At 71.9% G+C, this 14257-nt stretch carries 12 protein-coding genes; 9 read left to right on the top strand and 3 right to left on the bottom strand.

The window, feature by feature from the left end:
• Positions 1-228 precede the first annotated feature (228 nt).
• Positions 229-1071, bottom strand: coding sequence for a hypothetical protein (locus ACF08M_RS16570; RefSeq protein WP_392185968.1), 843 nt, complete (start codon positions 1069-1071; stop codon positions 229-231).
• 40 nt (positions 1072-1111) lie between these two features.
• On the opposite strand from ACF08M_RS16570, the gene ACF08M_RS16565 reads away from it, so the two are divergent.
• From ACF08M_RS16565 to ilvD, 4 genes are all read left to right on the top strand, one after another.
• A complete protein-coding gene (locus tag ACF08M_RS16565) occupies positions 1112-2053 on the top strand; it encodes a Ppx/GppA family phosphatase (protein ID WP_392185967.1) in 942 nt (313 codons plus the stop codon).
• 288 nt (positions 2054-2341) lie between these two features.
• A complete protein-coding gene (locus ACF08M_RS16560) occupies positions 2342-3169 on the top strand; it encodes a sugar phosphate isomerase/epimerase family protein (RefSeq protein ID WP_392185966.1) in 828 nt (275 codons plus the stop codon).
• Complete coding sequence (locus tag ACF08M_RS16555; protein WP_392185965.1) at positions 3166-3801, top strand: TetR family transcriptional regulator; 636 nt, start codon at positions 3166-3168, stop codon at positions 3799-3801. Before ACF08M_RS16560 ends, ACF08M_RS16555 begins: the two co-directional genes overlap by 4 nt.
• Positions 3802-3973: 172 nt before the next feature.
• Positions 3974-5824 (top strand): dihydroxy-acid dehydratase, encoded by a 1851-nt coding sequence (ilvD, locus tag ACF08M_RS16550; RefSeq protein ID WP_392185964.1) that lies wholly within the window; start codon positions 3974-3976, stop codon positions 5822-5824.
• A gap of 38 nt (positions 5825-5862) precedes the next feature.
• Here ilvD and ACF08M_RS16545 read toward each other — a convergent pair whose 3' ends face one another.
• Positions 5863-8118 (bottom strand): PQQ-binding-like beta-propeller repeat protein, encoded by a 2256-nt coding sequence (locus ACF08M_RS16545; protein WP_392185963.1) that lies wholly within the window; start codon positions 8116-8118, stop codon positions 5863-5865.
• Between the two features lie 123 nt (positions 8119-8241).
• Here ACF08M_RS16545 and ACF08M_RS16540 point away from each other — a divergent pair, with 123 nt between their 5' ends.
• Positions 8242-8574, top strand: a complete 333-nt coding sequence (locus tag ACF08M_RS16540; RefSeq protein WP_392185962.1) for an SH3 domain-containing protein — start codon at positions 8242-8244, stop codon at positions 8572-8574.
• Positions 8575-8680: 106 nt separating this feature from the next.
• A complete protein-coding gene (locus ACF08M_RS16535; RefSeq protein WP_392185961.1) occupies positions 8681-9241 on the top strand; it encodes a hypothetical protein in 561 nt (186 codons plus the stop codon).
• A 241-nt stretch (positions 9242-9482) separates the two neighbouring features.
• Here the strand turns inward: ACF08M_RS16535 and ACF08M_RS16530 are convergent, their stop codons facing one another.
• Positions 9483-11042 (bottom strand): SulP family inorganic anion transporter, encoded by a 1560-nt coding sequence (locus tag ACF08M_RS16530; protein WP_392185960.1) that lies wholly within the window; start codon positions 11040-11042, stop codon positions 9483-9485.
• A gap of 227 nt (positions 11043-11269) precedes the next feature.
• Here ACF08M_RS16530 and ACF08M_RS16525 point away from each other — a divergent pair, with 227 nt between their 5' ends.
• From ACF08M_RS16525 to proC, 3 genes are all read left to right on the top strand, one after another.
• Positions 11270-12037 (top strand): ABC transporter ATP-binding protein, encoded by a 768-nt coding sequence (locus tag ACF08M_RS16525; RefSeq protein WP_392185959.1) that lies wholly within the window; start codon positions 11270-11272, stop codon positions 12035-12037.
• Entirely contained in the window at positions 12034-12852 is an 819-nt protein-coding gene (locus tag ACF08M_RS16520; protein ID WP_392185958.1) for an ABC transporter permease, read from the top strand. Before ACF08M_RS16525 ends, ACF08M_RS16520 begins: the two co-directional genes overlap by 4 nt.
• Positions 12853-12972: 120 nt before the next feature.
• Positions 12973-13782 carry a pyrroline-5-carboxylate reductase gene (gene proC / locus ACF08M_RS16515; protein WP_392185957.1) on the top strand — a complete coding sequence of 270 codons (810 nt, stop codon included), beginning with the start codon at positions 12973-12975 and terminating at the stop codon, positions 13780-13782.
• Positions 13783-14257 lie beyond the last annotated feature (475 nt).

Raw genomic sequence — 14257 nt, 5'->3', positions numbered from 1 at the left:
GCGCTCCTCCTGCTCGCCCGAGGGCAGGGCGACCGTGCCGACGACTTCCTGACCGCCACCCGGACCGTGCCGCTCCCGGTGGCGGTCAGGTCCCGTAGCCCGAGGTTCCCCGGCACGGGGCGGGGCGGCCGCCGTCACGCCGCCGCCGCGGCAGTCCCCGCCGCCGCGGCAGTCCCCGCCGCCGCGGCAGTCCCCGCCGCCGCGGCAGCCCTCACGCCGCAGTCGCCGTCAGGCCGGATCCGCCGGGTGCGGTGCCATCGGCAGCAGCGAGGACAGGCGCTCCTCGCACAGCTCGACCAGCCGGTCGTACCCCTCCTTGCCCATCAGCTCGATGAGTTCCGGCCGGTACGAGACGTACACCGGCTCCCCGGCGCCGTGCGCGGACGTCGCCGATGTGCACCACCAGTGCAGGTCGTGACCGCCCGGACCCCAGCCCCTGCGGTCGTACTCGCCGATCGAGACCTGGAGCACGCGCGTGTCGTCGGGCCGGTCGATCCAGTCGTACGTACGCCGGACCGGCAGCTGCCAGCAGACGTCCGGCTTGGTCTCCAGGGGCTCCTTGCCCTCCCGCAGCGCCAGGATGTGCAGCGAGCAGCCCGCGCCCGCCGCGAAGCCGGGGCGGTTCTGGAAGATGCACGACCCCTTCCAGCGCCGCGTCTGGCGTTCCCCGTCGTCGTCGACCTCGACCCAGCCCGTCTCCGTACCGACGTCGTGGAACTGCCACAACTCGGGAGTCAGCCGCTCGACGTGGCCCGCCACCCGCTCCTCGTCGTCCTCGTCCGAGAAGTGCGCGCCCAGCGTGCAGCACCCGTCGTCCGCACGCCCTGCCTGGATGCCCTGGCAGCCGCTGCCGAAGATGCAGGTCCACCTGGAAGTCAGCCAGGTCAGGTCGCAGCGGAAGACCTGCTCGTCGTCCGCGGGGTCGGGGAACTCGACCCAGGCGCGTGCGAAGTCGATACCCGTTTCGTCTTCGGACCGGATCGGTCCGTTCGCTTCCTGCTGCTGCATCTCCTGCTTCGTTCTCTGCTTCTTCGTGGTTTTGCCCGGCTTCGCCTTTTTCGTCTTTGGCACGCGCCAAGAGTAAGTCTGCCGTCCCGGTAGCGTTCCGGGTATGAGACTCGGAGTCCTCGACGTGGGTTCGAACACAGTGCATCTGCTGGTGGTGGACGCGCACCCGGGTGCCCGGCCGCTGCCCGCGCACTCGCACAAGGCGGAGCTGCGCCTGGCCGAACTCCTCGACGAGGACGGGGCGATCGGCCCCCACGGTGTGGACCGGCTCGTGGCCACGCTCACCGACGCGCTCCAGGCCGCCGAGGACAAGGGGTGCGAGGACGTTCTCCCGTTCGCCACATCCGCGGTGCGGGAGGCACGCAACGCCGACCAGGTGCTGGCCCGGGTGCGCGATGAGACGGGCATCGACCTCACCGTCCTCAGCGGCGCGGAGGAGGCCCGGCTCACCTTCCTCGCCGCCCGCCGCTGGTTCGGCTGGTCGGCGGGGCGGCTGCTGGTCCTGGACATCGGGGGCGGCTCGCTGGAGATCGCGTACGGCATGGACGAGGAACCGGACGCGGCGGTGTCGCTGCCGCTCGGGGCCGGCCGGCTGACCGCGGGGTGGCTGCCCGGCGATCCGCCGGACCCGGCGGATGTGAAGGCGCTGCGCCGCCATGTACGGGCCAGGATCGCCCGGAGCGTCGGGGAGTTCACCCGCCTCGGGCGCCCGGACCATGTCGTCGGCACTTCCAAGACCTTCAAGCAGCTCGCCAGGATCGCGGGCGCCGCACGCTCCAACGACGGCCTGTACGTGCAGCGCGCCCTCACCCGCAAGGCACTGGAGGAGTGGGTGCCGAAGCTGGCGGCGATGACCGTCGCGCAGCGGGGGACCCTGCCGGGGGTCACCGAGGGCCGGGCCGCGCAGCTGCTGGCCGGGGCGCTGGTCGCGGAGGGGGCCATGGATCTGTTCGGGGTCGATGAACTGGAGATCTGCCCCTGGGCGCTGCGTGAGGGCGTCATCCTGCGCCGCCTGGACCATCTGCCGGCGGAGCCGGCGGAGTAGGCCGCGTCGTGCCGAGTACGCGCGGGGGAGGCGGCCGCGCCGGGGCGCGCCCGTACCGCCCGGAAGCGGCCCTGCCGAGGGGGAGCGCCTGTGCGGAGGGGGGAGCGCCCGTACCGTGGGGGAGCCGCCCGTACCGCGGGGCACGCCCGTACCGCCCGGAAGCAGCCCCGCCGAGGGGGCGTTCCGCCCCGAACCGCCCCGCGCAGGTGGCCGGAAGCCCATCATGGTCCTTCTCACTTTCCGTCCGGGACTCTCGGCGGGGCATGCCACTGCCCGTACGCTGTCCCAGTGGCAGAACCAGTGGTGCGCATCCCGGATGCGAAGGTCGCCCTGTCGACGGCTTCCGTCTACCCGGAGTCGACGTCGACGGCCTTCGAGATCGCCGCGCGTCTTGGTTACGACGGTGTCGAGGTCATGGTGTGGACCGACCCCGTCAGTCAGGACATCGAGGCCCTGAGACGGCTCTCGGACCATCACCAGGTGCCGATCCTCGCCGTCCACGCGCCCTGTCTGCTGATCACCCAGCGCGTCTGGTCCACCGATCCATGGGTGAAGCTCCAGCGGGCCCGTGCCGCCGCGGAGAAGCTCGGGGCGACGACCGTCGTCGTCCATCCGCCGTTCCGTTGGCAGCGCAACTACGCGCGCGACTTCGTCACCGGGATCTGGCGCATGGCGGACGAGACGGACGTGCGGTTCGCCGTCGAGAACATGTACCCCTGGCGCTACCGGGACCGCGAGATGCTGGCGTACGCCCCCGACTGGGACGTCACCCACGACGACTACCGGCACTTCACCGTGGACCTCTCGCACACCGCGACGGCCCGCACGGACGGCATGGCGATGGTGGACCGGATGGGCGACCGGCTCGCCCACATCCACCTGGCCGACGGCAAGGGCTCCAACAAGGACGAGCACCTGGTGCCCGGCCGCGGTGACCAGCCCTGCGCCGAGCTCCTGGAACACCTGGCCCGTACCGGCTTCGACGGCCATGTCGTCGTCGAGGTCAACACCCGTCGCGCCATGTCCACCGCCGAACGCGAGGCCGATCTGGCGGAGGCGCTGGCCTTCACCCGGCTCCACCTGGCGTCGTCCTCCGCCGGGGCACCGCGTCCGTGACCGGCGGCCGCACCGACGACGAGGGTCCCGCGGCCCCCAGGCGCCGCGGCCGCCCCTCCCGCAAGGCCCAGGCCACCGGCCCCGACGCCCGCGCCCGGATCCTGGAGGCGGCCCGCACCGAGTTCGCGGAGCGCGGCTACGACAAGACGTCGATCAGGGGCATCGCCAGGGCGGCGGATGTCGACCCCGCACTCGTCCACCACTACTTCGGTACCAAGGACGAGGTCTTCGCGGCGGCCGTCGAGCTCTCCTTCGAGCCGTCCCTGGTGATCCCGGCCGTTCTCGGCGGCGGCACGGACGGCCTGGGGGAGCGGCTGGCCGGCTACTTCATCACCGTGTGGGAGAACCCGGCGTCCAGGGCCCCGCTGCTGGCGATCATGCGCTCCGCGCTGACGCACGAGGCGGCGGCGGAGGTCCTCCGCGGCGTCTTCCTGCGCCGCCTCCTGGAACGCGTCGCGGAGACACTGGACGTACCGGACGCGACGTTCCGCGCGGAACTGGCCGCCTCGCACATGCTCGGGATCGCGATGCTGCGCTACGTCGTCCGGGCGGAACCACTGGCTTCGGCACCCCCCGAGAAGATCGTCGAGATGGTGGCACCGACGTTGCAGCGCTACCTGGCGGAACCCTGACCGTCCCGTTGCTGCGCCCTCGCGCGGCGACCCGCGCGGCACCACCCGTGCCCGCCCTCCGCCCGGCCCGCCCAGCGAGCACCCCGTCCCGCATACCGGACACCGTGTCCAGATCTTGGAGCCGGAGGCGTACGCTCGGAGAGAGTCTTTTATGTCGAAGGAGCGAGAGACGATGCCCCAGCTGAGGTCCCGCACTGTCACCCACGGCCGCAACATGGCGGGCGCCCGCGCCCTTATGCGGGCCTCGGGCGTAGCGAGCGAGGACATCGGCAAGCCGATCATCGCGGTCGCCAACTCCTTCACCGAGTTCGTCCCCGGCCACACCCACCTGGCCCCGGTCGGCCGGATCGTCTCCGACGCCATCAAGGCCGCGGGTGCCGTGCCGCGCGAGTTCAACACGATCGCCGTCGACGACGGCATCGCGATGGGCCACGCCGGGATGCTGTACAGCCTCCCTTCCCGCGACCTGATCGCCGACTCCGTCGAGTACATGGTCGAGGCGCACTGCGCGGACGCGCTGATCTGCATCTCCAACTGCGACAAGATCACGCCCGGCATGCTGATGGCCGCGATGCGCCTCAACATCCCCACGGTCTTCGTCTCCGGCGGCCCGATGGAGGCCGGCCGGGCCACCCTCGTCGACGGTACGGTCCGCAAGCTCGACCTGATCAACGCGATCAGCGACGCCGTCAACGAGAACGTCTCGGACGAGGACATCCTCCGCATCGAGGAGAACGCCTGCCCCACCTGCGGCAGTTGTTCCGGCATGTTCACCGCCAACTCGATGAACTGCCTGACCGAGGTCCTCGGCCTCTCCCTGCCCGGCAATGGCTCCGTCCTCGCCACGCACACCGCCCGCAAGGCGCTGTACGAGGAGGCCGGCCGTACGGTCGTCGAGATCACCAGGCGCTACTACGAGCAGGACGACGCGACGGTGCTGCCGCGCTCCATCGGCACCCGCGCCGCGTTCGACAACGCCATGGCGCTCGACATCGCCATGGGCGGCTCGACCAACACGATCCTGCATCTGCTCGCCGCGGCGCAGGAGGCCGAGCTCTCCTACGACCTCGACGACATCAACGAGGTCTCGCGCCGCGTCCCCTGCCTGTCCAAGGTCGCGCCCAACGTGGCCCCCGGCGGCACGTACTACATGGAGGACGTGCACCGGGCCGGCGGCATCCCCGCCATCCTCGGCGAGCTGCACCGCGGCGGCCTGCTCGACGAGGACGTGCACTCGGTGCACTCCGGCTCCCTCGCCGAGTGGCTGAAGAACTGGGACGTCCGCGGCGGTTCCCCGTCCCCGGAGGCCGTCGAGCTGTGGCACGCGGCCCCCGGATGCGTCCGTTCCGCGACCGCCTTCTCGCAGTCCGAGCGCTGGGAGACCCTCGACCTCGACGCGGCCGGCGGCTGCATCCGCGACCTGGCGCACGCGTACTCCAAGGACGGCGGCCTCGCGGTCCTCAAGGGGAACCTCGCCGAGGACGGCTGTGTCGTGAAGACGGCGGGCGTCGACGAGTCGATCTGGACCTTCGAGGGCCCGGCGGTCGTCTGCGAGTCGCAGGAGGAGGCCGTCGACAAGATCCTCCGCAAGGAGATCAAGGAGGGCGACGTCGTCGTCATCCGTTACGAGGGCCCGCGCGGCGGTCCCGGCATGCAGGAGATGCTCTACCCCACGTCCTTCCTCAAGGGCCGCGGCCTCGGCAAGAGCTGCGCCCTGGTGACCGACGGCCGCTTCTCCGGCGGTACGTCGGGCCTGTCCATCGGCCACGCCTCGCCGGAGGCCGCGTCGGGCGGCACCATCGCGCTGGTCGAGGACGGCGACCGGATCAGGATCGACATCCCGAACCGTTCGATCGAGCTCCTCGTCCCCGAGGCCGAGCTGACCACCCGCCGCGAGGCGCTGAACGGTGTCTACGCGCCGAAGAACCGCGACCGCAAGGTCAGCGCGGCGCTGCGGGCGTACGCCGCGATGGCGACGAGCGCGGACCGGGGCGCGGTGCGGGACGTGTCCAAGCTCGGCTGAACCGAGCCGCGAACGCCACGGAAGGCCGGGCCCCGCTCTCACCAGTGAGCGGGGTCCTTGCCGTCGACGGCGAACACGGACCCGTCGGGCGCGGTCCCGAAGACGGCCCGGCCGGCGGCGACGGGGGCGGGGAGCGTCGAGGCGTACGTGAGTTTCCCGTCCCGGAGCCGGGGGCTCGTCTGCCCCAGCAGCGTTCCGCGCGCCGTGTCCACGGCGAGCAGCCGCCCGTCCGCCGCCGAGAAGTACAGCCGGTTTCCACCGGCGAGTACGGGTGCCGACGTCCGCCCGGCAGCGGTCTCCAGCTGCCAGAGAACGGCTTTGCCGCCGGCCCGACGCGTGTCGACGGCGACCAGCGTCCCGCCGTGCGCCAGCAGATAGGCGGTGTCCCCGCCCACCACGACCTCCGGTTCGTTCATCCGGAACGGCAGCGCCACCCGGCCGACGCGCTTTTGCCCCGGGTCGTAGCGGACCAGCCCGACGGTCTGGGTGTCCCCGTTCATGGACGTCAGGACGAGCGCGCCGTCCGAGGTCCCCACCGGGGTGAGCATCCCGTCCAGCCGCCGCTGCCAGGTCACCCGCCCGGTCGCCGCGTCGACGGCCGTGACCAGCGTGGTCGCCCCGTCGGCCGAGTGCTCGAACGCGTAGGCCAGCCCCGAGGCGTCGTCGTACAGCGCGAAGTCCGGGCGGTGGTGCCCGGTGAGCGCGTGCCGCCAGCGGGACACGCCGGTCGCCGCGTCGAGCGCCTCGGTCGTGCCGTCCTCGGCGACCAGCAGCAGCGTGTCACCCGCGGCGAAGGGGGTGCCGAGGTACGAGGAGAGATCCGCCTGCCAGACCTGCTCGCCCTTGGCGGGGTCGTACGCCCGGAGCTTCCCGCCCGGCACCGCCGTGTGCACCAGGTCGCCGGTGGCCGACACCACGCCGGCCGGCGGGGCGTTCCCGGCGCCGCCGCGGGACCACAGCACCCGGCCGTCCGCGGGGTCCAACCGGGCGGTGCCGGTACCGGACGCGGTGCAGTACAGCGCCACGGACCGGCCGGACGCCCCTTCGTCGTCGCCGCCCGCCGAGGAGCAGGCCGGCGTCGAGGTGCCCGACGACAGGAGCGGCGTATGCCACGGTGCGACCGCCTCCGCCGAGCCCTTCGCCCCGCCCGACCCGCCCGGCTCACCCGAATCGCCCATCACACCGGCCGCCCACAGGCCACCGGCACCCATGACGAGCAGCGCGGCAGCGGCGGCGGCAGCCGGCCACCACCGCTTGCCGCCACGGTTAGCGGTCGCCCTCAGGGCCCGCGCCGCCGCACCCGCGCGTACATGTGTGTCCGCGTCCGCGCGGGCCGCGATTCCCGTCTCCGGCTCCGACTCCGGTTCGTTCTCCGGTCCGGTCCCCGGCCCTGCCCCCGGCACCGCCGCGGCTTCGGCCCCGACGGCGCCCGGCCTCCGCTGCGACGGTATGAACGCGGCGGCGTCGTACGAAGGAGGGCGCAGCGCCGCCATGATGTCGTCCGGAGTGGGTCGCTGGGCCGGGTCCTTCGCCAGGCACTGTCCGATCAGCGGCTCCAGATCCGCCGGTACGCCCGTCAGATCCGCCTCGTCGTGCACCACCTGGTAGGCCACGATGTACGGGCTGTCCGAGTCGAAGGGCCCCCGGCCGGTCGCCGCGTGGACGAGCACGGCGCCCAGGGCGAACACATCCGCGGCGGGCCCGACCTCACGCGGCCGCTGGAACTGCTCGGGCGCCATGTACGGCGGCGAGCCGATCAGCTTGCCCGTCTCGGTGCGCAGATCGCTGTCGTACGGCCGGGAGATCCCGAAGTCGATGACCTTGGGCCCGGAGTCGGAGAGCAGTACATTGCTCGGCTTGAGATCGCGGTGGATGACCCCGGCCCGATGGATGTCGCGCAGCGCCTCGGCAAGTCCAGCCGTCAGCCTGCGGAGTTCGGCGGGAGCCAGCGGCCCGTTCCGCTTCACCTGGTCGGCGAGCGTGGGGCCGGGCACGTACAGGGTGGCCATCCACGGCTGCGCGGCGTCCGGGTCGGCGTCGACGACCGATGCCGTGAAGGCCCCGCTGACCCGCCTCGCGGCCCCGACCTCCTGCCGGAACCGGGCCCTGAACTCGGGGTCCTGGGAGTAGTTCCGATGCACCACCTTGACCGCGAGCTGCAACCCCGAGGTGGACCGCGCCAGGTGCACGACGCCCATGCCACCCGCGCCGAGACATGCCTCCAAGCGGTACTGACCGGCGTATTCCGGATGCTCCGCTTCCGGATTGGCTCCGGTACCTCGCAGCGGCGGCATCGCCCACCCCCGTGTGTTCGTCCGCAAGCGCGACGCACGGAGCCTAGTCGATGGTGCGTGCGAGACGGATGGGGCTTGTAGCCTGCGCGTCGTACACACCGTCTCTCAACGGGGGAGGGCCTCATGGCCATGGACGAGCACACCGACAGTGTCACGGGCACCGATGACACGGCCGAGGGCGTCGCCGCGCTCGCCGGTACCGACGACGTCACCAGGTACCCCATCGCACCGGGCTACCGCGTCAACGTCCGCACGGGACCGGGCACCAAGTACGGCATCGTCCGGACACTGCCGTACGGAGTGAAGGTCGCGGTCTACTGCCAGAAGCCGGGGGAGCGGGTCACCGGCCCGTACGGCACCTCGAACCTCTGGGACAACATCGCCAACGGCCAGTTCGTGGCGGACGCCTACGTCCACACGGGCAGCGACGGCTACATCGCCCCGCGCTGCGACTGACCGACACGGCGACTGACCGGCACGGCGACCGACCGCACGGCGAAGTGACCGGAGCCGCGGCGGGACCGCGACCGGGACCGTGACCGGCCCGGGGATAATCGACCTCGTGAGCGAGAACAGCGAAGCCCCCGGCGCCGGCAACCCGCCCGGCAGCGAACCGCCCGGCTCCACCACGCCCGGTCCGCAGCCCGAGCCCCTGCTCTTCTTCGGTACGACCTGGGTCGACCACGACGGGGGCTACGGGCTGCGCCGGGCCGGGGCCGCGGTCGGCTCCCTCGCCGCCGCGGTCGCCGCCTGCTTCGTCCTCCGCCTCGCCTTCCAGGGGCTGGAGATCGCCGACGTCGGCAGCCTCGTCGGCATCCTGATCGTCCTGATGTTCGCCATCTGCAGTGCCGTCGCCTTCCGCAAGACCTGGGAGGGATTCAGCCGCCGCCCGGCCGATCCGGCGCGCGAGGCGAACCTGCGCGGCCTCAAGACGATCGGCTTCGTCGGCTCGCTGATCGCGTACTTCCTCCGCACGTTCAAGGAGGCTCCGGGCGAGCAGCTGCGCCGCACGGAGTACGAGACGGCCCTGGCCCGCTACGCGAAGCGCCGCTCGTCCCGCACCGGGAACCCGGCCGCCCGCAAGACCAGGACCACCAAGGGCAAGCGCCCCAAGCGCAAGTAGGAACCGGAAGCAGGCCCCGGGGCAACACTCCACGCCGCACGAGCGCGGCCGGACTGGTCGCCATCTTCACCAGGGGCGGTCCGCCGAGCTCCACGCCGCACGAGCGCGGCCGGACTCGTCCTCGTGCGGGCAGCCCTCTTCGCGTGCGGGTCGGGTTCCGCGCGCGGCCGGGACCCGCTCGGGCAGGCCCGAGCCGCACACCCGCATTCCGGGCGAGCACCGGCACCGGGCCCCCGCGCAGTTACGTGGTCGACCCGAGCGTGGCGATCCGCCCGTCCTCGGCCCCGTCCGGCTCACCCCCGCCGCGCTCCTGCCCCGACAGCCGCGGTTCCTCGCGAGTCTCTCGGGCCTTCCGCTCGGCGGCCCAGCCCTCCAGGGCCGCGGCGCACGCGTGGTCGGTGTGGTGCAGCCCGCTGAGGTCCAGCACCACGGTCCGGTCGCGCGGCAGGCCGTCCAGCGCGTCCAGCAGCTTCGGCAGCCGCAGGAACGTGGCGTGGCCCGCGACCCGCACCCGCAACACCCCGTCGCCGCCCTGCTCGTCCGGCTGCTCCTGCGTCTCGATGTGCACATGGCTGATGTCCCAGGCGGTCTTGGCCACGGCCAGCAGCAGCCCCACCAGCACCCCCTCGAAGAGACTCGTGGCCACGATCGTCCCCGCCGTCACCGCGAGCACCACCGCCTCCCCGCGATGCTCACGCCACAGCGGCACCAACGCCCGTACGGGAACGAGCTTGAAGCCCGCATGCAGCAGCACCGCAGCCGGCGCCGCCACCGGAATCACCCCGAGCGCGCCCGGCAGCACAGCGGCGAAGAGCAACAGCCACACGCCGTGGAGCACCCGGGACGCCTTCGTCCTCGCCCCGGCGCGGACATTCGCCGCGCTGCGCACGATCACCGCGGTCATCGGCAACGAGCCGAGCAGCCCGCACACCGCATTGCCGGTCCCCTGCGCGATCAGCTCCTTGTCGTAGTCCGTGCGCCTGCCGTCATGCAGCCGGTCCACGGCCGCCGCACCGAACAGCGATTCGGCCGAGGCGATCAGCGCGAACGCCAGGACGGTGCCGATGACGCCCACTTCCGTGAGCCGTGCCCAGTCCCCGGGCCCCGGCGGCCGTACGGCATCCAGCAGCCCGCTCACCGCCAGCCGCCGTACGGGCAGGTCGAGGAGCCAGGTCGCCCCGGCCGCCAGCCCCACCGCCACCAGGGGCGCGGGGACCAGCCGGGCCGCCCGCGGCCACTTCGGCCACAGTATGAGTACGAGGAGCGCCCCGATCCCGACGGCGACCGCGCTGCCCGTCACCCCCGTACCGAGCGCCAGCCGCGGCAGCCCGCCGAGCTTCTGCCCCATGGTTCCGGGCGCCACCGCGTCGGCCAGCACGTACAGCTGCCCCACAACCAGCACGAGGCCGATCCCGGCGAGCATCCCCTGCACGACGGACACGGACACGGCCCGGAACCACTGCCCGAGCCGCAGCACCCCCAGCCCCACCTGCACCACACCGGCGGCCAGCACCAGCACCCCCAGGGTGCCGGCCCCGTAGCTGTGCACCGCCTCGTAGACGAGCACGGTCAGTCCGGCGGCGGGCCCGCTGACCTGCAGGCTGCTGCCCGGGAGCAGGCCCGTGACGAGCCCGCCTACTATCCCGGTGATCAGCCCCAGTTCGGCCGGTACTCCGGAGGCGACGGCCACCCCCACGCACAGCGGCAGGGCGACCAGGAAGACGACGAGCGAAGCGGTGAAGTCGGCCCGTGAAACCAGAAAGGGCCGGAAGCTCGGGCGGTAGTTCGGAAAACGACGCACGGGAAGCACCTCCATCGACTGACGGACACGTCATGGACTGGGAGATGCGCGGATACCGGGGGGACGGTGAAATTCATTGTCCTTTACGGAAGTTGAATGCCCGGACCGGATCCGGTACCGGCTGATGGTCACGGAAGCGCAAAGAGGTGGAACGCTCCCGTCCGATCGCGCCCCTCGCCACGCGCACACCCTTGACGGAGGGGTGCGCCGGGATAAAAATTCATCGCATGATGAATTCCTCGGGTCCTGCCATCGAGGCCCGCGGCCTCACCGTCGTACGAGGCAACCGCACCGTCCTCCGCGACCTCGACTTCACCGTCGAACCCGGCAGAATCACCGGACTCCTGGGCCCCTCCGGCTGCGGCAAATCCACCCTGATGCGAGCCGTCGTGGGCACCCAGGCCAAGGTCACCGGCACCCTCGACGTGCTCGGCAGCCCCGCGGGCCACCCCACTCTCCGCCCGCGGATCGGGTACGTCACCCAGGCACCGTCCGTCTACACCGACCTGACGGTCCGGCAGAACCTCGACTACTTCGCGGCGATCCTCCGGCCGGGCCGCCGACTCCGCGACGCACGCCGGGCCGCCGTCACCCACGCGATCACCGAGGTCGACCTGATCAGCCACACCGACGCCCTCGCCGGCACCCTCTCCGGCGGCCAGCTCACCCGCGTCTCCCTCGCCGTGGCCCTGCTCGGCACCCCCGAGCTCCTGGTCCTCGACGAACCGACCGTCGGCCTGGACCCGGTACTCCGCCGTGACCTGTGGAACCTCTTCCACTCCCTCGCGGCCGACCGCGGCACCACACTCCTCGTCTCCTCCCACGTCATGGACGAGGCCGAGCGCTGCCACCGCCTGCTCCTCATGCGCGGGGGCGAGATCCTCGCCGACGACACCCCCGAGGCCCTGCGCACCGCCGCCCGCACCGCCACCGTCGAAGAGGCGTTCCTCCACCTGGTCGACAACGCCGCCGTCCGTCAGGAGACCGCCCGATGAACACGCACACGACCTCCGGCCCCCTGAGCACGCACGCGACGCCCGGCCCCCTCTCCCACCCGGCCGCCGCACCACCCCTGAGCCCGGCCCGCACCCTCGCCACCGCCGCGCGCGTCCTGCGCCAGCTGACCCACGACCCGCGCACCATCGCGCTGCTCCTCCTGATCCCGGTCGTGATGATCACGCTGCTCCGGTACGTGTTCGACGCCGGCCCCCGCACCTTCGACGCCATCGGCGCCTCGCTCCTCGGCATCTTCCCGCTGATCACGATGTTCCTGGTGACCTCGATCGCCACTCTGCGCGAACGCACCTCGGGCACCCTCGAACGCCTTCTCGCCATGCCGCTCGGCAAGGGCGACCTGATCGGCGGCTACGCCCTCGCCTTCGGCGCCGTCGCCATCGTCCAGTCCCTCCTGGCCACCGCGCTCTCGGTCTGGGCACTCGGCCTGGACGTCACCGGCTCCCCGTGGCTGCTCCTCCTCGTCGCCCTGCTCGACGCGCTGCTCGGCACGGCGCTGGGCCTCTTCGTCTCCGCCTTCGCCGCGTCCGAGTTCCAGGCCGTCCAGTTCATGCCGGCCGTGATCTTTCCGCAGCTCCTGCTCTGCGGACTGTTCACCGCACGCGACCGGATGGCCCCCGTACTCGAAGCGCTCTCGAACGTCCTGCCCATGTCGTACGCGGTCGACGGCATGAACGAGGTCCTCCGCCACACCGACGTCACCGGCGACTTCATCCGCGACATCCTGGTCGTCGCGGGCTGTGCACTCCTCGTCCTCGCCCTCGGTGCGGCCACGCTCCGCCGACGTACCGCCTGACCGGCCCCGGTGCGAGGATGGCGGACACGAGCACCGAGCACCATCAGCACGACGCACGACGCACGACGCACGACGCACGACGCACGGAGAACCGAGAGCACCGCCCGGAGGGTGAACCGCATGACCCAGACAGTTGCAGTCCTCGGCACCGGCAAGATCGGCGAGGCCCTGCTCAGCGGAATGATCCGGGCGGGCTGGCGCCCGGCGAACCTGCTGGTCACCACCCGCCGCTCCGAGCGCGCCGAGGAGCTCCACAGCCGCTACGGCGTCGACTCCGTCACCAACGCCGAGGCCGCCAAGCGCGCCGACATCCTCATCCTCGCGGTCAAGCCCCAGGACATGGGCAGGCTCCTCGACGAGCTTGCCGAGCACGTCACCGCCGACCGCCTGGTCATCAGCGCCGCCGCGGGCATCACGACCGCCTTCATCGAGGACCGCCTCGCCGCGGACACCCCGGTCGTACGCGTCATGCCGAACACTCCCGTCCTCGTCGACGAGGGCATGTCCGTCATCTCCGCAGGCAGCCACGCCACCACCGGACACCTCGCCACCGCCGAGGCGATCTTCGGCGGCGTCGGCAAGACCCTGCGCGTGCCCGAGTCCCAGCAGGACGCGGCAACCGCCCTCTCCGGCTCGGGCCCCGCGTACTTCTACTTCCTCGTCGAGGCGATGACCGACGCGGGCATCCTGCTCGGCCTGCCCCGCGCCCAGGCCCACGAACTGATCGTCCAGGCCGCCATCGGCGCCGCCGTGATGCTCCGCGACAGCGGCGAACACCCGGTCAAGCTCCGTGAGGCCGTCACCAGCCCGGCCGGCACCACCATCAGCGCCATCCGCGAGCTGGAGAACCACGGCGTACGAGCCGCCCTCATCGCCGCCCTCGAAGCCGCCCGCGACCGCAGCCGCGAACTCGCCACCGGCAACGGCTGACGGCTGCCCGGCAGCCTCGATCGGCTCCGCACCGCGCACCACCTTCGGCAACCCACCGCCGTCAGAACCCGGTCCGGCCGGAGGTTGACACGACACGCCCACATCCGTAAGGTTCTCCGAGTTGTCCGACGTGAGCGCCGACCCCGGTCGGTCCCCGGACAATCATTCCGCAACAACCACGTCCGGTCTGCGACATCTGTCGCTGGGCTTTCTGTGTGTATTTGCGAAATGAGGAATCCGCGTTCGAAGGAACGCGACCCCGATTAGCGTCGAGGCCCAGGATTCCGCTAAAGTCTCACCCGTCGGAACGGCCCAACGGCCGGGAAGGCAAACCCCGCTGACTGGGAATCAGGCCCGAAAGGATCTGATAGAGTCGGACTCGCCGGAAAGGGAAACGCGAAAGCGAAGAACTGGAAAGCAGCCCCGCTTCGACCGGGAATCGGACACGAAAGAGTCTGATAGAGTCGGAAACGCA

Origin of the sequence: Streptomyces sp. NPDC015032 (assembly GCF_043080425.1) — a bacterium.
GTDB lineage: Bacteria > Actinomycetota > Actinomycetes > Streptomycetales > Streptomycetaceae > Streptomyces.
Note: the sequence above shows the minus strand (reverse complement) of the source record. Positions and strands in the feature narration are given on the sequence as shown.

Bases quoted from the DNA above. Each gene is read 5' to 3' on its own strand.
- ilvD (WP_392185964.1), top strand. From the start codon at position 3,974: ATGCCCCAGCTGAGGTCCCGCACTGTCACCCACGGCCGCAACATGGCG.
- ACF08M_RS16520 (WP_392185958.1), top strand. From the start codon at position 12,034: ATGAACACGCACACGACCTCCGGCCCCCTGAGCACGCACGCGACGCCC.
- ACF08M_RS16540 (WP_392185962.1), top strand. From the start codon at position 8,242: ATGGCCATGGACGAGCACACCGACAGTGTCACGGGCACCGATGACACG.
- ACF08M_RS16565 (WP_392185967.1), top strand. From the start codon at position 1,112: ATGAGACTCGGAGTCCTCGACGTGGGTTCGAACACAGTGCATCTGCTG.
- ACF08M_RS16525 (WP_392185959.1), top strand. From the start codon at position 11,270: ATGATGAATTCCTCGGGTCCTGCCATCGAGGCCCGCGGCCTCACCGTC.
- ACF08M_RS16545 (WP_392185963.1), bottom strand. From the start codon at position 8,118: ATGCCGCCGCTGCGAGGTACCGGAGCCAATCCGGAAGCGGAGCATCCG.
- proC (WP_392185957.1), top strand. From the start codon at position 12,973: ATGACCCAGACAGTTGCAGTCCTCGGCACCGGCAAGATCGGCGAGGCC.